This window comes from Pseudomonas capsici (assembly GCF_017165765.1).
Taxonomy (GTDB): Bacteria; Pseudomonadota; Gammaproteobacteria; order Pseudomonadales; family Pseudomonadaceae; genus Aquipseudomonas; species Aquipseudomonas capsici.
Genome location: NZ_JAFGZD010000003.1, coordinates 184320 through 210105 on the forward strand (window position 1 = coordinate 184320; position 25786 = coordinate 210105).

General features: G+C 59.4%; 24 protein-coding genes and 3 tRNA genes. 25 read left to right on the forward strand and 2 right to left on the reverse strand.

All coding sequences use genetic code 11. The features are described from left to right. Positions 1–18 precede the first annotated feature (18 nt). The 23 genes from tmk (at position 19) to JSY17_RS05560 (ending at position 21165) form a co-directional block, all read left to right on the forward strand. Positions 19–651: a dTMP kinase gene (tmk, locus tag JSY17_RS05450; protein WP_206402131.1), complete on the forward strand. Its 633-nt coding sequence runs from the start codon at positions 19–21 to the stop codon at positions 649–651. Continuing rightward, complete coding sequence (locus JSY17_RS05455; RefSeq protein ID WP_117182873.1) at positions 644–1630, forward strand: DNA polymerase III subunit delta'; 987 nt, start codon at positions 644–646, stop codon at positions 1628–1630. The genes tmk and JSY17_RS05455 overlap by 8 nt, the downstream gene beginning before the upstream one ends. 33 nt (positions 1631–1663) lie before the next feature. After that, on the forward strand, positions 1664–2020 hold the full coding sequence (locus JSY17_RS05460) for a PilZ domain-containing protein (RefSeq protein WP_025261002.1): 357 nt from the start codon (positions 1664–1666) through the stop codon (positions 2018–2020). A 14-nt stretch (positions 2021–2034) separates the two neighbouring features. Further along, positions 2035–2823 carry a TatD family hydrolase gene (locus JSY17_RS05465; RefSeq protein ID WP_206402132.1) on the forward strand — a complete coding sequence of 263 codons (789 nt, stop codon included), beginning with the start codon at positions 2035–2037 and terminating at the stop codon, positions 2821–2823. Between the two features lie 359 nt (positions 2824–3182). Beyond that, entirely contained in the window at positions 3183–3827 is a 645-nt protein-coding gene (locus JSY17_RS05470; protein ID WP_117167350.1) for a LysE family translocator, read from the forward strand. 122 nt (positions 3828–3949) lie between these two features. Next, on the forward strand, positions 3950–4612 hold the full coding sequence (locus tag JSY17_RS05475; protein WP_117167349.1) for a TetR/AcrR family transcriptional regulator: 663 nt from the start codon (positions 3950–3952) through the stop codon (positions 4610–4612). Positions 4613–4777: 165 nt separating this feature from the next. Continuing rightward, positions 4778–5380: a DUF4823 domain-containing protein gene (locus JSY17_RS05480; protein ID WP_117167393.1), complete on the forward strand. Its 603-nt coding sequence runs from the start codon at positions 4778–4780 to the stop codon at positions 5378–5380. Between the two features lie 9 nt (positions 5381–5389). After that, positions 5390–5950: a DUF1285 domain-containing protein gene (locus JSY17_RS05485; RefSeq protein ID WP_206402133.1), complete on the forward strand. Its 561-nt coding sequence runs from the start codon at positions 5390–5392 to the stop codon at positions 5948–5950. Positions 5951–6033: 83 nt separating this feature from the next. Next, positions 6034–7044: an aspartate-semialdehyde dehydrogenase gene (locus tag JSY17_RS05490; protein WP_206402134.1), complete on the forward strand. Its 1011-nt coding sequence runs from the start codon at positions 6034–6036 to the stop codon at positions 7042–7044. A 108-nt stretch (positions 7045–7152) separates the two neighbouring features. Continuing rightward, positions 7153–9993: a FimV/HubP family polar landmark protein gene (locus JSY17_RS05495; protein ID WP_206402135.1), complete on the forward strand. Its 2841-nt coding sequence runs from the start codon at positions 7153–7155 to the stop codon at positions 9991–9993. Positions 9994–10147: 154 nt separating this feature from the next. After that, on the forward strand, positions 10148–10972 hold the full coding sequence (gene truA, locus JSY17_RS05500; RefSeq protein ID WP_117182868.1) for a tRNA pseudouridine(38-40) synthase TruA: 825 nt from the start codon (positions 10148–10150) through the stop codon (positions 10970–10972). A gap of 60 nt (positions 10973–11032) precedes the next feature. Beyond that, on the forward strand, positions 11033–11653 hold the full coding sequence (locus JSY17_RS05505) for a phosphoribosylanthranilate isomerase (protein WP_025260993.1): 621 nt from the start codon (positions 11033–11035) through the stop codon (positions 11651–11653). Positions 11654–11889: 236 nt separating this feature from the next. Next, positions 11890–12810, forward strand: a complete 921-nt coding sequence (gene accD / locus JSY17_RS05510; RefSeq protein WP_117182866.1) for an acetyl-CoA carboxylase, carboxyltransferase subunit beta — start codon at positions 11890–11892, stop codon at positions 12808–12810. Continuing rightward, positions 12807–14114, forward strand: a complete 1308-nt coding sequence (gene folC / locus JSY17_RS05515) for a bifunctional tetrahydrofolate synthase/dihydrofolate synthase (protein WP_206402136.1) — start codon at positions 12807–12809, stop codon at positions 14112–14114. Before accD ends, folC begins: the two co-directional genes overlap by 4 nt. Then, positions 14098–14781: an SPOR domain-containing protein gene (locus tag JSY17_RS05520; RefSeq protein WP_201014090.1), complete on the forward strand. Its 684-nt coding sequence runs from the start codon at positions 14098–14100 to the stop codon at positions 14779–14781. Before folC ends, JSY17_RS05520 begins: the two co-directional genes overlap by 17 nt. A gap of 86 nt (positions 14782–14867) precedes the next feature. Then, positions 14868–15455 carry a CvpA family protein gene (locus tag JSY17_RS05525; RefSeq protein ID WP_117182863.1) on the forward strand — a complete coding sequence of 196 codons (588 nt, stop codon included), beginning with the start codon at positions 14868–14870 and terminating at the stop codon, positions 15453–15455. Positions 15456–15467: 12 nt separating this feature from the next. Beyond that, complete coding sequence (gene purF / locus JSY17_RS05530; protein WP_117167339.1) at positions 15468–16976, forward strand: amidophosphoribosyltransferase; 1509 nt, start codon at positions 15468–15470, stop codon at positions 16974–16976. Positions 16977–16995: 19 nt separating this feature from the next. Continuing rightward, complete coding sequence (locus JSY17_RS05535; RefSeq protein ID WP_206402137.1) at positions 16996–18207, forward strand: O-succinylhomoserine sulfhydrylase; 1212 nt, start codon at positions 16996–16998, stop codon at positions 18205–18207. Positions 18208–18218: 11 nt separating this feature from the next. Next, positions 18219–18983 (forward strand): SDR family oxidoreductase, encoded by a 765-nt coding sequence (locus JSY17_RS05540; protein WP_117182861.1) that lies wholly within the window; start codon positions 18219–18221, stop codon positions 18981–18983. 328 nt (positions 18984–19311) lie between these two features. Then, the gene (locus JSY17_RS05545; RefSeq protein ID WP_201014089.1) at positions 19312–20583 is read left to right on the forward strand and encodes a family 16 glycosylhydrolase; all 1272 of its coding nucleotides are present in this window, start codon (positions 19312–19314) and stop codon (positions 20581–20583) included. Between the two features lie 175 nt (positions 20584–20758). Next, positions 20759–20834, forward strand: a tRNA-Val gene (locus JSY17_RS05550). Between the two features lie 55 nt (positions 20835–20889). Further along, positions 20890–20966: transfer RNA gene (locus JSY17_RS05555), tRNA-Asp, on the forward strand. Positions 20967–21088: 122 nt separating this feature from the next. Beyond that, positions 21089–21165, forward strand: a tRNA-Asp gene (locus tag JSY17_RS05560). 133 nt (positions 21166–21298) lie between these two features. Here the strand turns inward: JSY17_RS05560 and JSY17_RS05565 are convergent. Further along, positions 21299–22177 carry an MBL fold metallo-hydrolase gene (locus tag JSY17_RS05565; RefSeq protein ID WP_206401977.1) on the reverse strand — a complete coding sequence of 293 codons (879 nt, stop codon included), beginning with the start codon at positions 22175–22177 and terminating at the stop codon, positions 21299–21301. A gap of 106 nt (positions 22178–22283) precedes the next feature. Here JSY17_RS05565 and JSY17_RS05570 point away from each other — a divergent pair, with 106 nt between their 5' ends. Both JSY17_RS05570 and JSY17_RS05575 read left to right on the forward strand, forming a co-directional pair. Further along, positions 22284–23186 (forward strand): LysR family transcriptional regulator, encoded by a 903-nt coding sequence (locus tag JSY17_RS05570; protein WP_206401978.1) that lies wholly within the window; start codon positions 22284–22286, stop codon positions 23184–23186. 151 nt (positions 23187–23337) lie between these two features. Next, the gene (locus JSY17_RS05575; RefSeq protein WP_200997834.1) at positions 23338–24102 is read left to right on the forward strand and encodes a DUF2242 domain-containing protein; all 765 of its coding nucleotides are present in this window, start codon (positions 23338–23340) and stop codon (positions 24100–24102) included. Between the two features lie 48 nt (positions 24103–24150). Here JSY17_RS05575 and ilvA read toward each other — a convergent pair whose 3' ends face one another. Then, entirely contained in the window at positions 24151–25674 is a 1524-nt protein-coding gene (gene ilvA / locus JSY17_RS05580) for a threonine ammonia-lyase, biosynthetic (protein ID WP_408636084.1), read from the reverse strand. Between the last annotated feature and the right edge of the window lie 112 nt (positions 25675–25786).

Sequence of the window (25786 nt, forward strand, 5' to 3'; positions counted from 1 at the left end):
AACAACTAAGGATTGCCTGTGACTGGCTTGTTCATCACCCTTGAAGGCCCGGAAGGTGCTGGCAAAAGCACCAATCGCGATTACCTGGCGGCGCAATTGCGTGCCCGGGGTATCGAGGTGCTGCTGACCCGTGAGCCCGGTGGTACGCCATTGGCCGAGCGTATTCGCGAACTGCTGCTGGCACCCAGCGACGAAGCCATGTCTGCCGATACCGAGCTGCTGCTGGTCTTCGCGGCACGCGCCCAGCATCTGGCCGAAGTCATTCGTCCTGCCCTGGCCCGTGGTGAAGTGGTCTTGTGTGATCGTTTCACGGACGCGACCTATGCCTATCAAGGTGGCGGGCGCGGTTTGTCCCACGAGCGCATCGCGACACTGGAGAGCTTCGTACAGGGCACTTTGCGGCCTGATCTGACGCTGGTGTTCGATTTGCCGGTCGAAGTGGGTCTGGCGCGTGCCGCTGCCCGGGGCCGACTGGATCGTTTCGAGCAGGAAGGTCGTGCGTTCTTTGACGCGGTGCGCAGTACTTATCTGGCGCGGGCGCAAGCCGAGCCTGAGCGTTATCGGTTGGTGGATGCGTCTCAGACGCTGGCTCAGGTCCAGTCGTCCCTGGATGCATTGCTGCCCGATTTGCTGGAGCGGCACCGTGGCTGAAGCCTATCCGTGGCAGACGTCTCTGTGGCAACAGATGGCCGGCCGTTCACAGCATGCTCACGCCTATCTGTTGCATGGGCCTGTCGGGATCGGCAAACGGGCGCTGGCCGAGCGTCTGATGCACACCTTGCTGTGCCAGCGCCCCGAAGGGCTCGATGCCTGCGGGCAGTGCAAGTCCTGTCTGTTGCTGGCGGCGGGCAGTCATCCCGATAACTATGTGCTGGAACCTGAAGAGGCAGACAAGCCCATCAAGGTCGATCAGGTCCGCGATCTGGTGAGTTTCGTTGTGCAGACCGCGCAGATGGGCGGGCGCAAGGTGGTGCTGGTCGAGCCTGTCGAGGCGATGAACATCAATGCGGCCAACGCACTGTTGAAAAGCCTTGAGGAGCCTTCGGGCAATACGGTCCTGCTGCTGGTCAGTCATCAGCCGAGCCGGTTGCTGCCCACCATCAAAAGTCGCTGTGTGCAACAGGCCTGTCCGCTGCCCAGTGAACAGGCCAGTCTGCAATGGCTGGCAACGGCCCTGCCGGACAGCTCTGAAGAGGAGCGCGTGGAGTTGCTGACCCTGGCAGCCGGTTCGCCTCTGGCAGCGGTTTCCCTTCAGGCCCAGGGCATCCGCGAACAGCGGGCTCAGGTGGTGGATGGTGTTAAAAAACTGCTCAAGCAGCAGCAATCGCCGACCCAGCTGGCGGAAGGCTGGAAGGATATTCCGCTGTTGCTGCTCTTCGACTGGTTCTGCGACTGGTCGAACCTGATCCTGCGTTACCAGTTGACCGAAGACGAAGAAGGGCTTGGCTTGAGCGATATGCGCAAGGTCGTGCAGTATCTGGCGCAAAAGACGCCTCGCACCAAGGTGCTGGAGATTCAGGATTGGGTTCTGGCGCAGCGGCAGAAGGTCTTGTCCAAGGCCAATCTCAATCGCGTGCTGTTGCTCGAAGCCCTGCTGGTGCAGTGGGCAGGTCTGCCCGGACAGGCGTAGACTCGCAGACTTGGGAACCTATGAGGAGTAGCAATGAGCTTGCCACCTAGTACAGGTCCACGGAACGGCATTCTGTCCCTGACCATCAAGGACAAATCCGTGCTGTATGCGGCTTACATGCCTTTTATCAAGAATGGCGGTCTGTTCATCCCCACCAGCAAGAGTTACAAGCTGGGCGATGAAGTGTTCATGCTGCTCAATCTGATGGATGAGCCGGAGAAGGTTCCGGTGACCGGCAGGGTGACCTGGATCACTCCCAAGGGCGCGCAAGGCAACCGGGCCGCCGGTGTCGGCGTGCAATTCAACGACGGTGACAATACCGCTCGTAACCTGATCGAAACCTATCTGGTCGGTGCTCTGAAGTCCGACCGTCCCACTCATACGATGTAGTTGCCTCTTTACCCATGCTTGTAGATTCGCATTGCCACCTCGACCGCCTTGACCTTACCCGGCACGATGGCTCTCTGGACGCTGCCCTTGACGCGGCGCGTGGCAGGGGTGTCGGGCATTTTCTGTGCATCGGTGTCAGTGCCGACAATGCCGGCGCTGTAAAGGCCCTGGCCGAGCGTTATGACGATGTGGACTGCTCGGTGGGCATTCACCCGCTGGATCTCAAGCCCGGCGAAGCGCCTGCCCTGGACTGGCTGCTGTCCGAGCTGAATCATCCGCGAGTGGTGGCTATTGGTGAAACCGGTCTGGATTATCACTATGAACCCGAGGCTGCCGAGCTTCAGCAGGCTTCCTTTCGTTTGCATCTGCAGGCGGCCAGTGTCACCGGCAAGCCGGTCATCGTGCATACCCGCGGGGCGCGTGCCGATACCCTGAATCTGTTGCGTGAAGCCGCACTGCCACAGGCGGGCGTGCTGCATTGCTTCACCGAAGACTGGGAAATGGCCAGGGCGGCTCTGGACCTGGGGTTCTATATTTCGCTGTCTGGCATCGTGACCTTCCGCAATGCCGATGCGTTGCGTGATGTGGCACGTCAGGTGCCTGCCGACCGTCTGCTGGTCGAGACCGATTCCCCTTATCTGGCACCGATTCCCTATCGCGGCAAGCCAAACCTGCCGCAATACGTGCGCGAAGTGGCCGAGTTTCTGGCGATGCTGCGCGGCGAGCCTTACGAGCGTTTTGCCGAGCAGACCACGGAAAACTTTGCCCGGCTGTTTCCCCGGGCGCGGGTAACAAAGTCGTAACAGCCTGAATTGCGGGCAAAAAAAACCCGGATTCTGGGGGGTGAAACCGGGTTAAGACCATTAGGAGTAAAACTAAAGGTACGCTGTCCATCGGCACCTTTACCGGCCTGTCACTTGGGGGATGTATGACACGCCAGCGCCTTAAGTATCGATCAGGATTGTGACGCGTCCAGTACGGGTTGTTCGTTTTTTAAACAGTTTTGGAATACTAAACCGCTTATTGATTGCTCAATGAGCGGCTTTGTTCAGCGCGTTTTTATCTCTTCGCTGAAAGTCTCTGATTTGAAATGAAATTGATTTTTTTCTGTCCTGCCTGCCTTCATTGCACTGCAAGGGTGGCCGAGTCCTCGAGGTTGTAAGTGGAGTTTTCCAACGGTTTTCTGCTGAGTCTTTCGCTGTGCCTGGATATCGGACTGGCCAATATCGCGATGATCACGCTTTCCATGCAGCAGGGTTTTTCCAGGGGGCTGTGGCTCGGCCTGGGGACTTGCATCGGCGATCTGGTGTATGCGGTCCTGGCGATGCTGGGCATGGCTGTCCTTCTGCAATATGAAGCGGTGCGTTATGTGCTCTGGCTGGGCGGTTCGGCGGTTCTGGCTTACCTGTGTTTCAAGATGATGAGAAGTGCTGTGGGCGTCAGTGCCGGTATCGAAAGCCGGGGCGGGCAATGGGGCAGGACGGCACCCTCGCTGTTCTTTCGCGGCATCTTCCTGGCCATGTCATCGCCCAGTGCGATCCTGTGGTTCGCGGCGGTTGGCGGGGCGTTGATCGCCCGGCAGGGTTCTGACATGTCGAGCGCTTCGTCCTTTCTGGCGGGGTTTCTTGCAGCAGGTGTGGTGTGGTCGATTACCCTGTGTGCGCTGGCTCATCAGGGCGGGCGACTGATGGGCGAGAAGATGCTGAAGTGGTCTTATATCGCTTCGGCGTTGATCTTTGCCTATTTCACCCTTTATGTCGTGATTACCGGCTACATGGAGTTCGTGGGGCAGCCTGCACTTTCGTAACCGGAACGGCCATTTCGGTCTGAATTCATCCATATTGTGTTGAGATGGTCGGATGATCCGTGCAATCTGTCGCCATTTGGGCATAATACGCGGCTTCGATTTTGATCCCTACAGATCTCCTTATGCACAAAGAACCTCGTAAGATCCGTGAATTTCGCCGCCGTGAGCAGGAAATTCTCGACACCGCGCTAAAGCTGTTCCTCGAGCAGGGTGAAGACAGTGTCACTGTCGAGATGATCGCGGATGCCGTGGGCATAGGCAAAGGCACGATCTACAAGCACTTCAAGTCCAAGGCCGAGATCTATCTGCGCCTGATGCTCGATTACGAGCGCGACTTGAACGAGCTGCTGCACTCGGCCGATGTCGACAAGGACAAGGAGGCGCTGTCGCGTGCCTACTTCGAATTCCGCATGCGCGACCCCCAGCGCTATCGCCTCTTCGATCGTCTGGAAGAAAAGGTCGTCAAGGGCAATCAGGTTCCCGAACTGGTCGAAGAGCTGCACAAGATCCGGGCTTCCAACTTCGAGCATCTGACCCTGCTGATCAAGGGGCGGATCACCGAAGGCAAGCTTGAAGACGTGCCTCCCTATTATCACTACTGCGCGGCCTGGGCCCTGGTGCATGGCGCGGTGGCGCTGTATCACTCGCCGTTCTGGAGCAATGTGCTGGAAGATCAGGAAGGTTTTTTCCATTTCCTGATGGACATCGGCGTGCGCATGGGCAACAAGCGCAAGCGCGACAGCGATCCCCTGCCGGATGTAAAACCCGGGTCAGCCGACCAGTAGAGCGGACCTGTCCGCGAAGACGGCATCCACACGATAGATAGGTGTGGATGCACCGGCCTCTCGCAATGAATTCGCTACATTGACCCTCTCGCGTCTTGTTTGGCGCGGAAGCTGCATCCGACGACCATTCGCCGGTTTTCCGTCACCGGCATCTGGGAGGATATGATGCGTAGCCTGGTTTTATTGCTGGCGCTTTTGGCGTTGAGTGGTTGCATGAAAGTCAGTGATATGGGGGAGGGCGTTCGTGAGCAGTTCAGTGATGCTGGCCTGCTCGATCACAGTGAAACCCGTCGCCTGGGTAACTGGCGCGTTCAGCCGGATTCCTTCATCTATATCGCCCAGGGTGCATTCGTACCGCCAGGTCGTGCTTATCCGCGTCCCAATGTGGTCGCCGAAGAGGCGTTCAAAGGTTTTGTCGAATACTTCCCCATGGTCCGCCGTGCTCCTGCTCCGATGGGGCTGGACGACGCCATGATCGAGGCTCGTAGCGCCGGCGCGCATTACCTGCTCTACACGCGTTTTGCCAAGGCCGATGACCGTATCGGCACCACCGATGAATGGTCCGATCAGGAAGCGCTGGATCGCCTGGGTGTAGACAGTGGCGTCATTCAACTGATGCTCATCGAAACCAGCACCCGCTACCTCATCGACAGCGCTCGTATTCGCAGTCGTGGCGGATTGCTGACACTTTACGATACCAAGCCTCAGGATTTGCTTGGTCCGCCCCTTCGGGACTACGCTCGTAGACTGTTGGGTGTGGAAAACTAGGGGCAGGACATGAGTGATTCAGGCAAGGCCACCGATCTGCTTTCGCAGATTCCTGCAAGCAAAGGGCTGCCGCCTGTTCATTTGTGGAATCCGGATTTCTGTGGCGATATCGACATGCGTATCGCCCGGGACGGCACCTGGTACTACCTGGGCACGCCGATTGGCCGCAAACCCATGGTTCGCCTGTTTTCCACCATCCTGCGTCGCGATGGCGATGACTATTTTCTCGTCACCCCCGTGGAGAAGGTGGGCATCAAGGTCGATGACGCTCCTTTCGTGGCTGTCGGCCTGCAAGTGAGTGGCGAGGGCGAGGCTCAGATCCTGCGCTTTGTCACCCATGTCGAGGATGAGGTGGAGGCCGGGCCCGAGCATCCGATCCGCGTCCTGATCGATCCTGTCACTCAGGAGCCTTCGCCGTATGTTCATGTGCGCAGCAACCTGGAAGCCCTGATTCATCGCAATGTGTTTTATGAACTGGTCGAGCTGGCGGTTTCGCGTCAGTTGTACGGCCAGACCTGGCTGGGTGTATGGAGCCATGGCTCATTCTTTCCGATTGGCCTGGAACCCTGAGACTGTCCGCTTCTATTGGCTTGATTGCCTGCTGGCATCTCGACAGTTAAAGTGCCGCTCCCTGTTTTGCCTGAGGTTTTTGCATGAGTCAGTCCTTTGATATCGCCGTGATCGGTGCAACCGGTACTGTCGGCGAAACCATCGTCCAGATTCTGGAAGAACGCGATTTTCCGGTCGGCAATCTGCACCTGCTGGCCAGCGTCGAGTCGGCAGGCCATTCGGTACCTTTCAGGGGCAAGAATGTACGTGTGCGCGAAGTCGACGAGTTCGATTTCAGTCAGGTTCGCCTGGCGTTTTTCGCCGCCGGGCCGGCCGTCAGCCTGAGTTTCGCTTCCCGTGCCATTGCCGCCGGTTGTTCGGTGGTGGATCTGTCCGGCGCGCTGCCTGCCAGTCAGGCGCTGCGTCTGGTTCCTGAGGTCAATGGTGATCTGCTTGCCGCGAATGCCGGGCCGCATCTGGTCAGCAGCCCGAGTGCTGCGGCCACGGCGCTGGCTCTGGCGCTGGCACCTCTGCGCAGTGTTCTGGACATCGTGCGGATCAATGTCACAGCCTGCCTGGCTGTTTCTACCCTGGGGCGCGAAGGTGTTGCCGAACTGGCACGCCAGACCACCGAGCTGCTGAACGTGCGTCCACTGGAAACACGTTTCTTTGATCGGCAGATGGCGTTCAACCTGTTGGCGCAGGTCGGTGCGCCGGACGAGTCGGGTCATGTTCCGCTCGAGAAGCGTCTGGTGGAAGAAGTGCGCGAGCTGCTGGTATTGCCTGAGCTCAAGGTTTCCGCCAGTTGTATTCAGGTGCCGGTTTTCTTTGGCGACAGCTTCAGCGTTTCGGTGCAGGCCGCAGGCCCGGTGGATATTGCGGCGGTCAATCAATTGCTCGATTCCGCACCCGGTGTAGAGCTGGTCGATGCGGGTGATTACCCGACCCCGGTGGGTGATGCCGTAGGCCAGGATGTCGTTTATATAGGCCGTGTCCGCGGTGGAATAGACGATCCGGAGCAACTTAATCTGTGGGTTACTTCAGATAATGTTCGCAAGGGAGCTGCTTTGAATGCTGTGCAGGTTGGCGAATTGTTGATAAAAGGCTATGTGTAAAAGATACTTGGCAACAATTTGAAGAATATTTCTAGCGGCGCTATGCCTTACACCCAATGCAGGACTACCTCCCCGGTTACCGGGGGATCTTTAAACAAGGGATGGGCTATGGTTCAGGTTCGTAAACTGGTATTAGCAATTGCTGCGGCTTCGGCGCTGTCATCGGGGATGGCGCAGGCGTTGGGGCTCGGGGAATTGTCGGTAAAGTCGACCCTGAACCAGCCTCTGGTAGCCGAGATTGAGTTGACTCAGGCACAGGGCCTCGATGCTGCACAAGTTGTCCCGAGCCTGGCAACTACTGCCGACTTCGCCCAGGCGGGTGTCACGCGACAGGCATTTCTCAATGACCTGACTTTTACCCCGGTTATCAATGCCAGTGGTAAAAGCGTGTTGCGCATTACTTCCAGCAAGCCGGTGCGCGATCCCTATGTGAAGTTCCTGGTTCAGGTGCTCTGGCCCAATGGCCGGTTGTTGCGTGAATACAGCCTGCTGCTGGATCCGCCCAAGTTCTCGCCAGAGGCCGCTGCGGCTGCCGCTGCCGCCGCTCCTGCGGCCCCGGCAGCAGCGCCTGCGCAATTGCCGGCAGTTGCGCCGCCAGCTACAGCGCCAGCACCTGCCGCGCCATCTGCACCAGCCCCGGCTCCCGAGGCCGCCTTGCCGCCTCCTGCTGCGGACAAGCCTGCACAATACGTCACCACCAATAACGATACCCTGTGGGAAATTGCCGCCAAGGTTCGTACGGCGGGCACGGTTCAACAGACCATGCTGGCGATACAGGCGCTGAACCCCGATGCGTTCATCGGTGGCAACATCAACCGCCTGAAAAAGGGCCAGGTGTTGCGTCTGCCGACGCCTCAGCAAACCACCGCGCTGCCTCAGCCTCAGGCTCTGGCGGAGGTTTCCCAGCAATATCGCGCCTGGCGCGAAGGGCGTCGCCTGCCAGCGGGCACCCGTCAGGTGGATGCAACCCGACGTGCGCGAGCCGGTGAGGCTCCGTCGCAGGTTGAAACCCGCGACAACCTCAGTCTGGTTTCTGCAAGTGGCAAGCCTGCTGCCAAGGGGGCGTCAGGTGACGCTGACCTGAGCAACAAGCTGGCTGTGGCTCAGGAAGCACTGGATACCTCGCGTCGTGACAATGCCGAGCTGAAAAGCCGCATGAACGATCTGCAAAGCCAGCTCGACAAGTTGCAGCGCCTGATCGAACTCAAGAACGATCAGCTGGCCAAGGTGCAAGCCGGTGCAGCAGCGCCTGCGCCTGCCGCCCCGGTCAATCCGGCGGTGCCGGCTGCGCTGGTCGATGCCAATGGTGCGCCGATCAAGCCCGCAGGCGAAGTGGCTCCCGAAGATGCATTGCCGGCAGGTGCCGCTCAGGTGGCGACACCGGCTGCCGAGCAGCCTCTGACCGTTGAGCCTGTCGCAGCTCAGGAAGATGATTCGCTCAACAGCATCCTCAATAATCCGATCCTGCTTGGTCTGATCGGTGGTGGTGCTCTTCTGATTCTGGCGCTGTTGCTGCTGTTCCTGGCTCGTCGTCGCAATGCCAAGGCCGAGGCTGAAAAGCACAAGCGCATGGCGCGTGCCCTGGCTGAAGAGTCCGATTTCGTTTCCGATATGGACATGGACGTGCCTCAGGCCAGCTTCGACGGGCTCGATGTGCCGCCGCCGAACGTCAAGATGGGGGCGGCTCCTGCCGCCGCTGCTGCTTCCCGTGAGCGTCCGGCCGATCCGCTGGTCCAGGCTGAAATCCACATTGCCTACGGTCGCATGAATCAGGCGATTGAATTGCTCGAAGAGTCCGTCAAGGAAGATCCATCGCGTGACGACATTCGCCGCAAGCTGATGGAAATCTACTCCGAGCAGGGTAACAACAAGGCCTATGCGGCCCACGAACGGAAGTTGGTGGCTGCGGGAAAGCGTAATGCTGAGGTCGAGCAGCTAAAGGATCGATACTCGACCGAGAAGGCCCCGGAACCTGTAACGGCACCGGTGGCTGCTGAACCTGTTCCTGCGCCTGCTGCACCGGAGCCGGCACCTGCACCAGCGCCTTCGGTTGCTCCGCAGGCTGCCGTTGCGGCGGCTGCAGCTGCAGTCACCGCGGCTGCCGTGGCGGCGGAACTGGATGCCAAATATGTCGAAGAGCTTCTGGCCGAGGATCCCGAGGATCCGACGCCAGTACTTGCTCCAGAGCCTGAGCTTGAGCCGGAACCTGAGCCCGAGCAGCCTGCACCTGTGGTGGCCGAGCCGGTTGTCGAAGAAGACAATCCGTTCGATCATGATTTCGATCTGAGTCTGGACGAGTTCGACGAAACGCCTGCGGCTGAGGTTTCCACGATCAACGATCTGGACGACCTGCTGCTGGATGAGCCTGGCATTTCGGCTGCAACGGATGCCGAGGAGTTGAGCTTCGAGTCGATCATGCAGCAGCAGAAAGATGCCCAGGCTGCGGCCGGTGTCGATGATCTGGCCGATTTCGATCTGGATCTTTCCTCGGAAGAACCAGCACTCAAGGCCGAGGACGATCTGCTGCTGAGCCTGGGCGACGACCCGCTCGATCTGGGTGAGACTGCGCCTTCGCCCCAGGAAGATCTGGAACTGCCTGAAGATTTCGATCTGTCGCTGGCCGATGAGATTGAAACCGATCAGGCGACCCAGGCTTTCGCTTCGGAGATCGAGGACGTCAACGCCGAGCTGGACCGTCTTTCACAGAATCTGGAGCATCCGCCGCTCGACGAGCCGCGCTTCACGGCTGAGGATGCGGCTCTGGAGGACGAGCCAGAGTTCGACTTCCTGTCCGGTGTCGATGAAGCCGCGACCAAGCTGGATCTGGCGCGCGCCTATATCGATATGGGCGATGCCGACGGGGCTCGGGATATTCTCGACGAAGTGGTCAGTGAAGGGGATGACGGCCAGAAGAGTGAAGCACGCGAGATGTTGTCGCGTCTGGCCTGATCAAGTCTGACCCGTACAGCAACGGCCGCTTTTGCGGCCGTTTGCTTTTGTGGCCTGTTACTGGCGTCTTTTTTCGACGCCCGTATAATGGCCGCCTTTTCGCGGACTCACAGGCTTTAGCACCTTGGCGAACATAGATAACCCGGCCGCCGAGATGGCCGCCGAGGGCTTTTCCCGAATCGCGCTGGGCGTCGAATACAAGGGCTCGCGCTATTGCGGCTGGCAACGTCAGGCGTCTGGCGTTCTGACGGTGCAGGAAACCCTTGAGGATGCCTTGTCCAAAGTCGCGGCCTCGCCCGTTTCGCTGATGTGTGCTGGACGTACCGATGCCGGTGTCCATGCCTGTGGTCAGGTTGTGCATTTCGATACCCAGGCCGAGCGCTCGATGAAGGCCTGGGTCATGGGCGCCAATATCAACCTGCCTCACGATATCAGCGTCACCTGGGCCAAGGTCATGCCGGCCCATTTCCATGCGCGCTTCAAGGCCATTGCCCGCCGCTACCGCTATGTGATCTACAACGACCAGATTCGCCCGGCTCACCTTGGTCAGGAAATCACCTGGAATCACCGGCCGCTGGATGTCGAACGCATGGCCGAGGCGGCCGCATATCTGGTCGGTACCCATGACTTCAGCGCCTTTCGTGCCGGGCAGTGTCAGGCCAAGTCGCCGGTCAAGCAGTTGCATCATCTGCGCGTCACACGACATGGCAAGATGATTGTCATCGACGTGCGGGCCAATGCCTTCCTGCATCATATGGTGCGCAATATCGCGGGCGTGCTGATGACCATCGGGGCAGGGGAGAGGCCGGTGGAGTGGGCTCGTGACGTGCTGGAAAGCCGGGTTCGCCGCACCGGTGGTGTCACGGCGCATCCTTACGGGCTTTATCTGGTGCAGGTGGAGTATCGGGACGAGTTCCCGTTGCCGGAACGCTATATCGGCCCGCACTTTCTTACAGGCTTCAGCGAACTTGGCGGCTGACGTTCGGAACAGCATTTGCTAACATCCGGGACTTTCCGAAAGGTCTGAGGTTTTCACCACATGTCAGCCGTTCGCAGCAAGATCTGCGGGATTACCCGCATAGAGGATGCATTGGCCGCCGTTGAGGCGGGTGCCGATGCCATCGGTCTGGTGTTCTACTCCAAAAGTCCGCGGGCCGTAAACGTGCAGCAGGCGCGAGCTATCATTGCCGCCTTGCCGCCTTTCATCACCACTGTCGGTCTGTTCGTCAATGCCAGTCGTTGCGAACTCAACGAAACCCTGGATGCCGTTCCCCTGGATCTTCTGCAGTTTCATGGCGATGAAACCCCTGAAGAGTGCGATGGCTACCATCGTCCTTATATCAAGGCGCTCAGGGTCAAGGCGGGTGACGATATCGCTGCGGCCTGTCGCGCCTATGGCAAGGCCAGCGGAATCCTGCTCGATACCTATGTAGCCGGGGTGCCTGGCGGTACGGGCGAAACCTTCGACTGGGCGCTGATTCCCGACAACCTGGACAAACCGGTGATTCTGGCGGGCGGGCTGACTTCGGCCAATGTGGCGCAAGCCATTGCCCAGGTCCGGCCATATGCCGTCGATGTGAGTGGCGGCGTCGAAAAGAGCAAGGGCATCAAGGATCGCGACAAGATTCTTGCCTTCATGAGTGCGGTCCACGGCGCATGATGTGACGGTTGTCGATTTGCCGCCGTCCATAAGCCTGTCCCCGCCATAAGTATGCGGGTCGGATTGAACGAGCGACTGCACGGCGTGCTTCGCCGATTAACAGCGGGGTCGAGGGTAATGCAGGTCATGGACCGCTGCCTGTCAATCACCGCCACCTATACGAATTTAAGTCAAGGGCGTGCGCCTGGTGTCGATCGCCAGGTGCGGGAGCCAAACCGGTACTGGAGAAATAAAGCATGAGCAACTGGTTGGTAGACAAACTGATCCCTTCGATCATGCGTTCCGAGGTCAAGAAAAGCTCGGTTCCCGAGGGGCTTTGGCACAAATGTCCTTCCTGCGAAGCGGTGCTTTATCGCCCTGAGCTGGAAAAGACCCTGGACGTCTGCCCCAAGTGCAACCATCACATGCGTATCGACGCCCGTGCCCGCCTGAACATCTTCCTGGATGTCGAAGGCCGTGCCGAACTGGGTGCCGATCTGGAGCCGGTGGATCGTCTGAAATTCCGTGACAGCAAGAAGTACAAGGATCGTCTGGTCGGTGCCCAGAAGCAGACCGGCGAGAAAGACGCCCTGATTTCCATGAGCGGCACCCTGCTGGGCATGCCGATCGTGGTTTCGGCGTTCGAGTTTTCCTTCATGGGTGGTTCGATGGGAGCCATCGTCGGCGAGCGTTTCGTGCGTGCTGCCAACTATGCGCTGGAAAACCGCTGCCCGATGGTCTGTTTCGCTGCTTCCGGCGGTGCCCGGATGCAGGAAGCCCTGATTTCCCTGATGCAGATGGCCAAGACTTCGGCTGTTCTGGCACGTCTGCGTGAAGAAGGTCTGCCGTTCATTTCCGTACTAACCGACCCGGTCTACGGTGGTGTATCCGCCAGTCTGGCAATGCTGGGCGATGTCATCGTGGCCGAACCGAAGGCGCTGATCGGTTTTGCGGGTCCTCGCGTCATCGAGCAGACCGTGCGCGAAAAGCTGCCTGAAGGCTTCCAGCGTAGCGAGTTCCTGCTGAACCATGGCGCCATCGACATGATCATTGCGCGCAGCGAGCTGCGTCCGCGCCTGGGTAACCTGCTGGCCCAGATGATGAACCTGCCGACTCCCAAGTTCGTCGCGCCAGTCATCGAGCCAGTCGTCGTTCCACCGGCACCGGCCACTGTATGACCCCGGCAACCCTGGGCGACTGGCTCGCCTATCTGGAGCAACTGCATCCTTCGGCCATCGACATGGGGCTGGATCGTTCGCGACAGGTGGCGCAGCAGTTGGGGCTTACCCGGCCTGCGCCTCGGGTGATCACGGTAACCGGCACCAACGGCAAGGGCTCGACCTGTGCATTTGTCGCGGCCTTGCTGCAGGCCCAGGGCCTGAAGGTCGGTGTTTACAGTTCTCCACATCTGCTGCGCTATAACGAACGCGTGCAGGTGCAGGGCGTCGAAGCGACGGATGCCGAGCTGTGCAAGGCCTTTGCCGCTGTCGAGGCGGCGCGTGGCGATATAACCCTGACCTATTTCGAGATGGGCACGCTGGCCGCCTTCTGGCTGTTCGAGCAGGCGCAGCTGGATGCCGTCGTGCTGGAAGTAGGGCTGGGTGGTCGTCTGGACGCGGTGAATCTGGTCGATGCCGACATGGCGCTGGTGACCAGCATCGGTCTCGATCACGCCGACTGGCTGGGCGATAGCCGAGAGTCGGTCGCTTTCGAGAAGGCCGGTATCTTCCGTCAGGGCCGTGCGGCGCTCTGCGGTGATCTTGATCCACCTGCGCCATTGCTGGAGCAGGCGGATCGGCTAGGCTGTCCCTTGTCATTGCGTGGTCGCGATTTCGATCTGAGCGTGACCCGTGAGGGCTGGAACTGGCGTGGTCGTGACAAGGCAGGGCAGGTGATCGAGCTTTCCGGTCTGCCTTTGCTGGATCTGCCCATGGAGAATGCCGCGCTGGCGCTTCAGGCTTATCTGTTACTGGATATGCCGTGGCAGGCCGATGTCATTCACTCTGCGCTGGCGAGTGCGCGGATTACCGGTCGTCTGGATCGACGTGTATTTCAGTGGCAGGGCAAGACCCTCAATCTGTTGCTCGATGTCGGCCACAACCCCCATGCCGCGCAGTTTCTGGCGCAGCGCATGGCTCAACGGCCAGTAGTCGGAAAGCGCCTTGCGGTATTTGGCCTGCTGTCGGACAAGGATCTGGATGGGGTGGTGGGTGAGCTGGTTTCCAGTGTTCAGGACTGGGCCGTGGCACCTTTGCCTACGCCTCGTACCCGGCCTGTCGCACAATTGCAGTCGGCCTTGCAGAACCTTGGCGCTGAAGTAGCGTCTTACGACAGTGTTGCGCTGGCGCTCGAGGCTCAATGCGCGCGTGCGACGACCGATGACGAGATTTTGCTGTTCGGATCTTTTTACTGTGTGGCCGAGGCTCTGGAGTGGTTGGCCCGGCACGCCGATGAGGAAGCTGCAAATGGCTTTGCTGGATAAAGTATTCAAGCAGCGAATGGTGGGTGCTCTGGTTCTGATCGCAGTGGCGGTCATCTTCCTGCCCATGCTGTTTACCCGTCAGGATGAAGTGCGTCAGGTGCAGGTTGAGGCGCCGGCTGCGCCGCAGGCTCCGGTTGCACCGCAGGTCAAGGTCGATCCGGTGCCGGTTCCCGAGCCGCAGATCCTGCCTCAGGAGCCTGTTCCCGGTGAAGAGGACATGAGTACTGCCAGCCAGTTGCCGCCTTCGATGCCGATTGCACCTGCTCCGCCTGTCGCCTCTGCACCCGCGCAAGCGCCGGCCCAGGCAGCAGCCCCCGCACCCAAGCCTGCCAAGCCGGCACCTGCTCCGGCTACAACGCCTGCTGCGCCCGCACCGGCACCTGCAACGACTGCCAAGGCAGCGCCGAGCGGTGTCGATGCCAACGGGCTTTCGGTGAGCTGGTCGGTGCAACTGGCAAGCATGTCCAATCGCGCCAACGCCGATAACCTGCAGAAGACTCTGCGTGCCCAGGGCTACAACGCCTACATTCGCACCGCCGATGGTGTGAACCGGGTATTTGTCGGACCGTTGATCGAACGGGCCGAAGCCGATCGTCTGCGCGATCAGCTGGACAAACAGCAGAAACTCAAGGGTATTGTGGTGCGCTTTCAGCCGGAGCGTGGCTAAAAGTCGCAACGCATCGCGAATCGCAGCTTACCGGCAGGCGGGCGCTCTGCTAAAATGCGCCGCCTCATCAGTCTGTAGGCTGCACCGTGCCATTTACTCCGGTTGACTGGGCGATTATCGGAATTATCGCCATCTCCGCTCTGATCAGCATCAAACGCGGCTTCGTCAAGGAAGCCCTGTCTCTGCTGACCTGGATCATCGCGGGCGTCGTGGCCTGGATGTTCGGCGCGGGGCTGTCCCTGTATCTGGTCAATTACATCGATACACCCTCGGCCCGCGTGATCGCGAGCTGCATCATTCTGTTCGTCGCCACCTTGCTGGTAGGCGCCATGGTCAACTTTCTCATCGGCGAACTGATTCGCGTCACCGGGCTTTCCGGGACCGATCGTTTTCTGGGTATGGTCTTCGGCGCTGCGCGCGGAGGGCTGCTTGTCGTGGTAGCGGTCGGGCTGCTGAGCCTCGGTCCGGTACAACAGGATCAATGGTGGCAGCAATCAAGGCTGCTGCCGCAATTTCTCATGGTTGCTGACTGGTCGAAAAACCTGATTCTCGGGATGTCCAGCCAGTGGCTCGCCAGCGGCATCAGCATTCCTGCTGAGCTGCCGTTCAAGGAGCAGATCCTGCCGGCTACCGTGCCGCAGGAAGTGCTTGGTAAATCAAGTTCCACTAAGTAGGGGTTGTGTCGCATGTGTGGCATCGTCGGTATCGTCGGTAAGTCGAACGTCAATCAGGCGCTGTATGACGCGCTTACCGTCCTCCAGCACCGCGGCCAGGACGCTGCCGGTATCGTGACCAGTCATGAAGGCCGGTTGTTCCTGCGCAAGGACAATGGTCTGGTGCGTGATGTGTTCCATCAGCGCCATATGCAGCGTCTGGTCGGGCACATGGGCATCGGCCATGTGCGTTACCCGACAGCGGGCAGCTCGACTTCGGCCGAAGCTCAGCCGTTCTACGTCAACTCGCCTTACGGCATCACGCTGGCGCACAACGGCAACCTGACCAACGTCGAGCAACTGGCCAAGGAGATTTACGAATCCGACCTGCGCCACGTCAACACCAGCTCCGACTCGGAAGTGCTGCTCAACGTCTTCGCCCATGAACTGGCCGTGCGTGGCAAGTTGCAGCCTACCGAAGAAGACATCTTCGCTGCTGTTACCGACGTACATAACCGTTGCCGTGGCGGCTATGCCGTGGTGGCGATGATCACCGGTTACGGTATTGTCGGTTTCCGCGACCCGGACGCCATTCGTCCCATCGTGTTCGGCCAGCGTCACACCGACGAAGGCGTCGAGTACATGATTGCCTCCGAAAGCGTGTCCCTGGACGTACTGGGCTTTACCCTGATTCGCGACCTGGCACCGGGCGAAGCGGTCTACATCACTGAAGACGGCAAGCTGTTCACCCGTCAGTGTGCGGCCAACCCGAGATATGCCCCGTGCATCTTCGAACACGTCTATCTGGCGCGTCCGGACTCGATCATCGACGGTATCTCGGTCTACAAGGCGCGTCTGCGCATGGGCGAGAAGCTGGCGGACAAGATCCTGCGCGAGCGTCCGGATCACGATATCGATGTGGTCATCCCGATTCCGGATACCAGCCGCACCGCTGCGCTGGAACTGGCCAACCACCTGGGCGTCAAGTTCCGCGAAGGTTTCGTCAAGAACCGCTACATTGGCCGTACCTTCATCATGCCCGGCCAGGCTGCACGCAAGAAGTCCGTGCGCCAGAAGCTCAACGCAATCGAACTGGAGTTCCGTGGCAAGAACGTGATGCTGGTGGACGACTCCATCGTACGCGGCACCACCTGCAAGCAGATCATCCAGATGGCCCGCGAAGCCGGTGCCAAGAATGTCTACTTCTGCTCGGCTGCGCCGGCAGTGCGTTACCCCAACGTCTACGGCATCGACATGCCGAGTGCTCACGAACTGATCGCCCATAACCGCTCCACCCAGGACGTTGCCGACCTCATCGGTGCCGACTGGCTGGTCTATCAGGATCTCAACGACCTGATCGAAGCGGTCAGCGGCAGCAAAAAGATCAAGATCGATAACTTCGACTGCTCGGTCTTCGATGGCAAGTACGTCACCGGCGACATCGACGAGCATTATCTGAACAAGATCGAGCATGCGCGCAACGACGCTTCCAAGGTAAAAAGCCAGGCAGTGAGCGCTATCATCGATCTGTACAACAACTAATCGAGCAAGGAGTGACGGCATGACTCAGGAATGGGATGCCGGTCGGCTGGACAGCGACCTTGAAGGCGTGGGTTTCGATACCCTCGCCGTACGCGCCGGGCAACATCGCACACCGGAAAGCGAGCATGGCGATCCGATGTTCTTTACTTCCAGCTACGTATTCCGCACGGCTGCCGATGCAGCCGCGCGTTTTGCGGGCGAGGTGCCGGGCAACGTCTATTCGCGTTACACCAACCCGACAGTGCGTTCCTTCGAGGAGCGTATCGCCGCTCTGGAAGGCGCAGAGCAGGCCGTTGCCACGGCAACCGGCATGGCGGCGATCCTTTCGGTGGTCATGAGCCTGTGCAGCGCGGGCGATCATGTGCTGGTGTCGCGCAGCGTGTTCGGTTCGACCATCAGCCTGTTCGAGAAGTACTTCAAGCGTTTCGGCATCGAAGTCGACTACGTGCCTCTGGCGGACCTGTCCGGCTGGGATGCGGCAATCAAGAGCAATACGAAAATGTTGTTCGTCGAGTCGCCATCCAACCCGCTGGCCGAACTGGTGGACATCGCAGCACTGGCGGAAATCGCTCACGCCAGAGGCGCGCATCTGGTCGTGGATAACTGCTTCTGCACGCCTGCATTGCAACAGCCGCTGCGCCTGGGGGCGGATATCGTCGTGCACTCGGCTACCAAATTCATCGACGGTCAGGGCCGTTGCATGGGCGGTGTAGTTGCCGGTCGCAGCGAGCAGATGAAGGAAGTGGTCGGTTTCCTGCGTACTGCAGGGCCGACGTTGAGTCCGTTCAATGCGTGGATTTTCCTCAAGGGCCTCGAAACCCTGAGCCTGCGCATGCGCGCTCATTGCGCCAATGCCCAGGCCGTCGCCGAATGGCTTGAGCAGCAGGATGGCATCGAGAGGGTTCACTACGCCGGGCTCAAGAGCCATCCGCAACATGAGTTGGCCCAGCGCCAGCAAAAGGGTTTCGGGGCTGTGGTGAGTTTCGAGGTCAAGGGTGGCAAGGAAGGCGCATGGCGTTTCATCGATGCCACTCGGCTGATCTCCATCACCGCCAACCTGGGCGACAGCAAGACCACCATCACGCATCCTGCTACCACGTCCCACGGTCGTCTGACGCCTCAAGAGCGTGAGTCGGCGGGTATTCGTGACAGCCTGATCCGGGTTGCGGTCGGCCTGGAAGATGTTGCAGACCTTCAGGCTGATCTGGCACGCGGTCTGGCGGCGTTGTGAGCGATTGGGCGATGAAGTTCGCCACCACCAACAACGGTCGCGTGGCACTGGTGACCGGAGCGGCACGCGGCATCGGCCTGGGCATCGCTGCCTGGCTGATCGCCGAGGGCTGGCAGGTGGTGCTGGCGGATCTTGATCGTTCCCGTGGCACGAAAGTGGCCGGGGTGTTGGGCGACAACGCCCTGTTCATTGCCATGGACGTTGCCAGCGAAGATCAGGTAGCCGCCGGTGTGGCCGAAGTGCTCAGGCGCTTTGGTCGCCTCGATGCGCTGGTGTGCAATGCGGCCGTTGCCGATCCCCATAACACCACTCTCGAAAGCCTCGATCTGGCTCACTGGAATCGAGTGCTGAGTGTCAACCTCAGTGGTCCGATGCTGCTGGCCAAGCATTGTGCGCCGTATCTGCGCGCTCATTGCGGCAGTATCGTCAATCTGAGCTCGACCCGCGCCAGACAATCCGAACCCGATACCGAGGCTTACGCGGCGAGCAAGGGCGGCCTGCTGGCCCTTACCCATGCGCTGGCCATCAGTCTTGGTCCGGAGATTCGGGTCAACGCAGTCAGTCCTGGCTGGATCGATGCGCGGGATCCCTCTGTGCGCCGTGCCGAGCCGTTGACCGATGTCGACCATGCCCAGCACCCGGCGGGGCGTGTAGGCAGCGTGGAGGATGTCGCGGCGATGGTTGGCTGGCTGCTGTCGCGTCATGCCGGTTTCGTTACCGGGCAGGAGTTCGTCGTGGACGGTGGTATGAGCAAGAAGATGATTTACGCTGACTGAGTCCCGGTCACCGCGGTTCGCGACCAGAGTCGCTCCTATCCCATTTGCCGCATGCTGGCCTGCAGGAGCGAGCGCACGGCTATTCGCTTTGCTCATGAAGCGCGGAGGTCCCAGGCGGCGCTCATGGCCGCCGTTTGTCCTGACTGCGTTGAAGACCGTTGTTGTTCGGAGCAGCATCGGTGCAGGGGCGAAGACTCGCTTGCTGTACTGCGATGAATGGCATTCCCCGAAGTTGTCGATTTACCGGTAGTCGATACGCCGTCCGAACGGTGAACGACGAATAGTTGAATGGACTCACGTACGGTGAATAACAATGGAAATGTCAATCATGGCAAGCCTCAGGGCGCTATCCGTAGCGGTACTGAGTGCAATGATCAGCCTTGGCTTCGCAGTATCTCCAGCTGTCCAGGCATTACAGGAGCAGGATGCCGGTGATGCACCTGCACCCGCGCAGATCGAGTTTCCGGATCAGGTCAGTACCGGGCTCGTCAATGAACGGGCTGGGTCCGGGTTATGCATGGACCTGTCCGCCAATAACCAGGTCGTGATATTCAATCCCTGCGATCAATCGATCAGGCAGAAATGGATTATCGAAAAACAAGTGGGTGAGCTCAGCACGATCAAGAACGCCGGCGCTGGCGATAACCTGTGTCTGTTCAGCTCGGTCGATGCCAGTATCGTCAACATGACTGCCTGTAACAGCGAGAACTACACCTCGCATGTCTACTGGACCCGGATATTAAGGCCTTCCGGAATGTATTCATTGGTCAGTAAGGTGCAGAACGACTACGGGCGACCTGGCGAACTGGCCCTGCGCGCCGACAACAGTTTGACCGTTACCGACCCGGAGGCAGCATCGGGAACCTGGAGTTGGCAACTCAATGGTCGGCTGCCTGATGGTGTCGCTTCAACGCCGATCTTCGCTGACGAGTTCGAAGGCGACCAACTGGATGGCGCCAAATGGACTCATCGGTTACCGGGCATTCGCAACAACTGCAAGAATGTTCCGGAAACGGTCAGCGTCAGGGCAGGGTATCTCACCATCAAAACCTACAGTGGGCTGAGCAACGGCATACTTCAGAATTACTGCGGCATGATTTCCACGGCTGACACTTTCCTGGCAAACCAGGGTTACTGGGAAGCGTCGGTCCGGTTCAAGCGGGCTTTTGGTGTGCAGGTTGCTTTCTGGGTTCAAACCCCGGCCATGGAAGTGGGCAAGCCGGAGCAGGGCGTCGAGATTGACGTCTTCGAACATGGATCTGCTGCAGAAAGTAAAAACTATAACCATGCCATTCACTGGGATCTCTACGGGGAGCATCACAAGTATTGGGCCTGGGCCGGGTTACTGGATAATCTGGACGACGGGAAGTTTCACAGGTTTGGCGTACTGTGGGCCAGGGACCGATATGAATTCTATGTGGATGGGGTCATGACGAAAACGGTTCCATCGTCGGTCGCGCCGATTTCACTGGGTGACGAATTCATCATCCTGAGTTCCGAAGTGCCCAGGCAGTTCCCTCCCGAGGGGTTCGGTGACCAGTACAGCGCCCAGACCGATTTTGACGTCGACTATGTCCGGGTTTATCCATTGAGCGACTGACTGCCTCAATGGATTCGCGAAAGGTTCTTCATGAATCGGACAGGAGCAGGCTCTCTCATGGCCCGGCCTGAGCGCGGATACTGAATCCCGATTTCAAGTTTTTTGGAAAAAATTCAATGGGGGTATTGACTTAGGTTCGGTAGGTGCGTAAATTTCGCGGCCTCAGCGAAGCAAAGGGTGATTAGCTCAGCCGGGAGAGCATCTGCCTTACAAGCAGAGGGTCGGCGGTTCGATCCCGTCATCACCCACCATCGTTGAGTCTGGAAGCTGTTTCACGAGGGCTTTCAGGATTGAAGCAACACATGCGCAGCGGTAGTTCAGTCGGTTAGAATACCGGCCTGTCACGCCGGGGGTCGCGGGTTCGAGTCCCGTCCGCTGCGCCATATTATCCAGATCCGGTTTACCGGGTCCGGGATTGAAGAGCCGGAAGGTTGTTCAATCAGGCAGTGATTCAAACTACCGAAAGTTTGTTTCAGGTCGATTAAAAGAGTTTCACAAGCGATACGCAGCGGTAGTTCAGTCGGTTAGAATACCGGCCTGTCACGCCGGGGGTCGCGGGTTCGAGTCCCGTCCGCTGCGCCATACAAAGTTTCAAGGCCTTGAACTCCTTGAAGCAAAAAAGAAAGCGACCTTGATGGGTCGCTTTTTTTTCGCCTGCGATTTACGCAAAAAAGCTGCGCTCATTACAAGCGCAGCCCTGTCATTCAAACTTTGCTCACCACTTCATCTCGCCCTTGGCCACCTTGGCACTCAGTTCCAGTGAGGACTCTTCACCCAGTTTCGGGTAATGAGCTTTCATGGCCTTGATCAGTGCGGCAGAATCCTTGGCCTTGGCGGTTTCTGCATCGAAGGTCTTGATGTAGTTCGCGGTAAAGGCGGGTGCCTGTTCAGGTTTCAACTCACCACTCAGGTAATGGCCGGGAACGACAGTTGCAGGCTTCAGCTTCTCGATGGTGGTCAGGGTTGCCAGCCAGTCCTGATGAGATTTGGCGCTCTGAGTGTCGGCCATCCACACATGAATATTGTTGGCCAGTACCACGCCGCCGATCACTGCCTTGATGGACGGGATCCATACGAAAGTCCGGTCAGGCTGGGGGCCGTCAAGGCCGACGATCTGCAGTTCCTGGTCTTCAAGCTTCAGATTGTTGCCCTGGATGACTTCGGGAACGATGAGCTTGCCTGGGGCGCCATCGCCCAGCTTCGGCCCCCAATAGGCCAGTTTGCCTTCCATGGTTTCCTTGATGTGAGCGACGGTTTCTGCGCTGGCAACGACCTTGGCCTTTGGATAGGCCTCGGTAATGGTTTGCAGTCCGAAGTAGTAATCCGGGTCGCCATGGCTGATGTAGATGGTGGTGAGGTTTTTGCCGCTCTTGCGAATCTTTTCCACGACCTGTTCGGCTTCATGCTTGCCAAACTGTGCATCGACCAGGATTGCATCTTTCTCGGCAGTGACCAGTACCGATGACACCGGGAAGATGGCATCGGCACCCGGGTTGTAGACATCCAGCTTCAAAGGCTGGGCTGCCAGGCTGGTGCCGGCCAGGCCGAGCAGGGCGATGCTGGCAACAAAGCGTCGTGCAAATAGCGGTAGCATGAAAATCTCCATCCGGGCGGTATTGAAAGAAGTCCAGATTAGTTGAGATTTATAGCCTGAAAAACGCTAGATTAGACCCATGTTTGTTGCGTAAACCGGTCGAATAATGGACAAATTGCAGGCCATGCAGGCTTTCGTCACGGTCGTTGACTGCGGCAGCCAGACCACTGCAGCGGACAAGCTCGGTCTGTCGCGGCCGGTTATCTCCAGGCTGCTCGCCGAGCTTGAAGAGTGGACCGGTGCGCGGCTGATGCATCGCACGACCCGACGCCTGAACCTGACCGCAGCAGGTGCTGAGGTCCTACCGCTGTGTCGGCGTATGCTCGATCTGGCAGAAGATATGCGCGCTGTTGTGGCTGCACCCGACAATGAACCCAAAGGCCTGCTGCGCATCACCTCCAGCACCTCGTTTGGCCAGTCCCAGCTGACCCAGGCCGTCACCGAATTCGTGGCGCGCTATTCGCAGGTGCGTATCGACATGGTATTGCTCGATCGCACGGTGAATCTGGTGGATGAAGGTCTGGATCTGGCGATTCGCATCACCAACGACCTGGACCCCAACCTGATTGCCCGCCGCCTGACGACCTGTCGGTCAGTGGTCTGTGCTTCGCCTGCTTATCTGGAAGAGCATTCCATACCTGACAGCATTGAAGACCTGGCCCTGCACAACTGCCTGACCCATACCTATCACAGCAGCAGTCTCTGGAATTTCACCCGCAAGGGCGTGCCCCATAGCGTGGCGGTGAAGGGTAATCTCAGCACCAATGACTCCATCACCACCCTGCAGGCGGCTCTTTGCGGTGCGGGTATTGCGTTGCTGCCCACTTACCTGGCTGCACCGCTGATCAAGAGTGGTCGCCTGGTGCCCCTGCTGATCCGCTATGAGCCCATGGAGCTGAGCATTCATGCGGTCTACACCTCCCGCAAACACATGTCATCGGCCTTGCGGGCGCTGCTGGACTTCCTGGCTGAACGTTTTGCACCTGAGCCGGCGTGGGATCGGAGCTGAAAAGGCCTGGCAAAGCCTCGACACGAAAATTTCGCCATTTGTATCAGCATCTTTTCACTCTCCGCGTTGATCCTGTGCTGGCCTTGTTGCAGACTTACCGACGTTTTTCCCGCTGCAGCTCTGCTGACAGTTATCTTCCCCAGGATCCTCGATGTTTAAGTTACTGAACTTTCGTACCGCATGCTGGACGTCCGTCCTGCTGGTCATGGCTGGCTGTTCGTCGCCCAAGCAGGCTGTTTACGATCACGAGCATTTCGATGACGCAGGGACTTTTTCCAGAAGCTATCCGGCCAGCGATGATTCGTCCTGTGAAGCCGGGCGGCGTGCCTTGCTGAGCCAGGGCTACATCATTACCAGCAACGATCCGAAGATGATCAGCGGGCGCAAGAGCTTCCAGCAGACCGGCGAGACTCATATCGAGATCAGTTTCAACCTTGTTTGCGCAGCCGATGCAGGAGGCGCTGGTTCGACCATGTTCGCCAACGCCCTGCAGGACCGTTATGCGCTGAAGAAGACCAACAACTCGGCCAGCCTGGGGGTTGGTGTGCTGGGTTCGGTATCCATGCCGATCGGCTCGACCGACGACTCGATGGTCAAGGTGGCCAGCGAAACCGTCGCTTCGGCCAAGTTCTATGAGCGTTTCTTCGCGCTGGTGGAAAACTTCCTGCCACCGGAAGTGAAGCAGGCTGCGCATATCGTCGAGAAGCCCAAGGCTGACCTGGGCGTGCCCGAGACGGCTCCGGCGCCTGTTCCAGCTCCTGCCCCTGCCCCGGCTTCCCTGGCACCCCAGCCGGTCGAGTCTGCGCCGAAGGTTGAAGTGCCACCGGAGTCCCCGGCTACGCCTGTCAGCAGCGAACCCGTTGCTGCGCCTGTGGAGCCCGCAACATTCAGCGCAGAGCCTGTCGAAGAGCAGTAGCGTCTGTGGGCGAATTCATTCGCAAATGAATTCGCTCCTGCGGGGTGGTTAGCCCAGAAACAGCCTGTACGCCGGATTCTGGCTCTCGTCCCAGTACGGATAGCCAATCTCGTCCAACGCCGCGCCCACCAGATGCCGCTCCTCTTCCGGCACCACCAGCCCGGCCACCACGCGGCCATCGGCGGCACCGTGGTTGCGGTAGTGGAACATCGAGATGGTCCAGCGTCCGCCCAGCTTGTTCAGGAAGTTGAACAGCGCCCCCGGCCGCTCCGGGAACTCGAAGCGCAGCACCACTTCATCGCTGACCCGCTCGGCATGGCCACCGACCATGTGCCGGATATGCAGCTTGGCCAGTTCGTTGTCGGTCAGGTCCAGCACCGGGAAACCCTGATCCGTCAGGCTGGCGATCAGGGCGCTGCGCGGATCGTTGTCCGGGTGGGTCTGCACGCCGACGAAGATATGCGCCTCACGGTCGGTGTGATAGCGGTAGTTGAATTCGGTGATCTGCCGCTTGCCGATGGCCTGGCAGAACGCCTTGAAGCTGCCCGGCTGCTCGGGAATGGTCACGGCAATGATGGCTTCGCGACCTTCGCCCAGCTCGGCACGCTCGGCCACATGGCGCAGGCGGTCGAAGTTGACGTTGGCACCGGAGTCGATGGCCACCAGGGTCTGGCCGCTGATGCCGCGTTGTTCCACATACTTCTTGATCCCGGCCACGCCCAGCGCGCCAGCCGGCTCGGTGATGGAGCGGGTGTCGTCGTAGATGTCCTTGATGGCCGCGCAGATCTCGTCGGTGCTGACGGTGATGACTTCATCGACGTACTGGCGACAGACCTCGAAGGTGTGATGCCCGATCTGCGCCACGGCCACGCCATCGGCAAACAGCCCGACCTGATTCAGCACCACCCGCTCACCCGCGGCCATGGCGGCTTGCAGGCAGTTGGAGTCGTCCGGTTCGACACCGATGACCTTGATGTCCGGGCGCAGGTATTTGACATAGGCCGCGATGCCCGCAATCAGCCCGCCACCGCCCACCGGGACGAAAATGGCGTCCAGTTGGCCCGGTTGCTGGCGCAGGATTTCCATGGCCACCGTGCCTTGTCCGGCGATGGTGTCAGGGTCATCGTAGGGGTGGATGTAGACGAAGCCCTGCTCGTCCACCAGTTTGAGGGAGTAGGCCAGGGCTTCCGGGAAGGAATCGCCATGCAGTACCACCTGAGCGCCCCGGGAGCGCACGCCTTCGACCTTGATCTCGGGGGTGGTCTTGGGCATGACGATGGTGGCCTTGATGCCCATTTTTCTGGCCGCCAGCGCCAGGCCCTGGGCATGGTTGCCCGCCGAAGCCGTCACCACGCCGCGAGCCAGTTCTTCAGGGCTCAGTTGCGCCAGCTTGTTGTAGGCACCGCGGATCTTGAAGGAAAACACCGGTTGCAGGTCTTCGCGCTTGAGCAGTATCTGGTTGGACAACCGCTCGGAAAGCTGGCGGGCACCCTGCAACGGGGTTTCGACAGCGATGTCATAGACGCGGGAAGTGAGGATCTTGCGAGCATAATGGTTGAGCAGATCGGTCATCGCGTCAGCCCCTTGGACAAGGGCAGGATGATCAGCTTCGAAAGCAGGCGAGGGGCGATAGAGCGATGGATGATGATCATGTCTGACTCCTGGTACTGAAAGTAGCCCGGGA

Coding starts and splice junctions, on each gene's coding strand:
- JSY17_RS05460 (WP_025261002.1), top strand. CDS start 1,664: ATGAGCTTGCCACCTAGTACAGGTCCACGGAACGGCATTCTGTCCCTG.
- JSY17_RS05465 (WP_206402132.1), top strand. CDS start 2,035: ATGCTTGTAGATTCGCATTGCCACCTCGACCGCCTTGACCTTACCCGG.
- JSY17_RS05475 (WP_117167349.1), top strand. CDS start 3,950: ATGCACAAAGAACCTCGTAAGATCCGTGAATTTCGCCGCCGTGAGCAG.
- JSY17_RS05480 (WP_117167393.1), top strand. CDS start 4,778: ATGCGTAGCCTGGTTTTATTGCTGGCGCTTTTGGCGTTGAGTGGTTGC.
- JSY17_RS05485 (WP_206402133.1), top strand. CDS start 5,390: ATGAGTGATTCAGGCAAGGCCACCGATCTGCTTTCGCAGATTCCTGCA.
- JSY17_RS05490 (WP_206402134.1), top strand. CDS start 6,034: ATGAGTCAGTCCTTTGATATCGCCGTGATCGGTGCAACCGGTACTGTC.
- JSY17_RS05495 (WP_206402135.1), top strand. CDS start 7,153: ATGGTTCAGGTTCGTAAACTGGTATTAGCAATTGCTGCGGCTTCGGCG.
- truA (WP_117182868.1), top strand. CDS start 10,148: ATGGCCGCCGAGGGCTTTTCCCGAATCGCGCTGGGCGTCGAATACAAG.
- JSY17_RS05505 (WP_025260993.1), top strand. CDS start 11,033: ATGTCAGCCGTTCGCAGCAAGATCTGCGGGATTACCCGCATAGAGGAT.
- accD (WP_117182866.1), top strand. CDS start 11,890: ATGAGCAACTGGTTGGTAGACAAACTGATCCCTTCGATCATGCGTTCC.
- folC (WP_206402136.1), top strand. CDS start 12,807: ATGACCCCGGCAACCCTGGGCGACTGGCTCGCCTATCTGGAGCAACTG.
- JSY17_RS05520 (WP_201014090.1), top strand. CDS start 14,098: ATGGCTTTGCTGGATAAAGTATTCAAGCAGCGAATGGTGGGTGCTCTG.
- purF (WP_117167339.1), top strand. CDS start 15,468: ATGTGTGGCATCGTCGGTATCGTCGGTAAGTCGAACGTCAATCAGGCG.
- JSY17_RS05535 (WP_206402137.1), top strand. CDS start 16,996: ATGACTCAGGAATGGGATGCCGGTCGGCTGGACAGCGACCTTGAAGGC.
- JSY17_RS05540 (WP_117182861.1), top strand. CDS start 18,219: ATGAAGTTCGCCACCACCAACAACGGTCGCGTGGCACTGGTGACCGGA.
- JSY17_RS05545 (WP_201014089.1), top strand. CDS start 19,312: ATGGCAAGCCTCAGGGCGCTATCCGTAGCGGTACTGAGTGCAATGATC.
- JSY17_RS05565 (WP_206401977.1), bottom strand. CDS start 22,177: ATGCTACCGCTATTTGCACGACGCTTTGTTGCCAGCATCGCCCTGCTC.
- JSY17_RS05570 (WP_206401978.1), top strand. CDS start 22,284: ATGGACAAATTGCAGGCCATGCAGGCTTTCGTCACGGTCGTTGACTGC.
- JSY17_RS05575 (WP_200997834.1), top strand. CDS start 23,338: ATGTTTAAGTTACTGAACTTTCGTACCGCATGCTGGACGTCCGTCCTG.
- ilvA (WP_408636084.1), bottom strand. CDS start 25,674: ATGACCGATCTGCTCAACCATTATGCTCGCAAGATCCTCACTTCCCGC.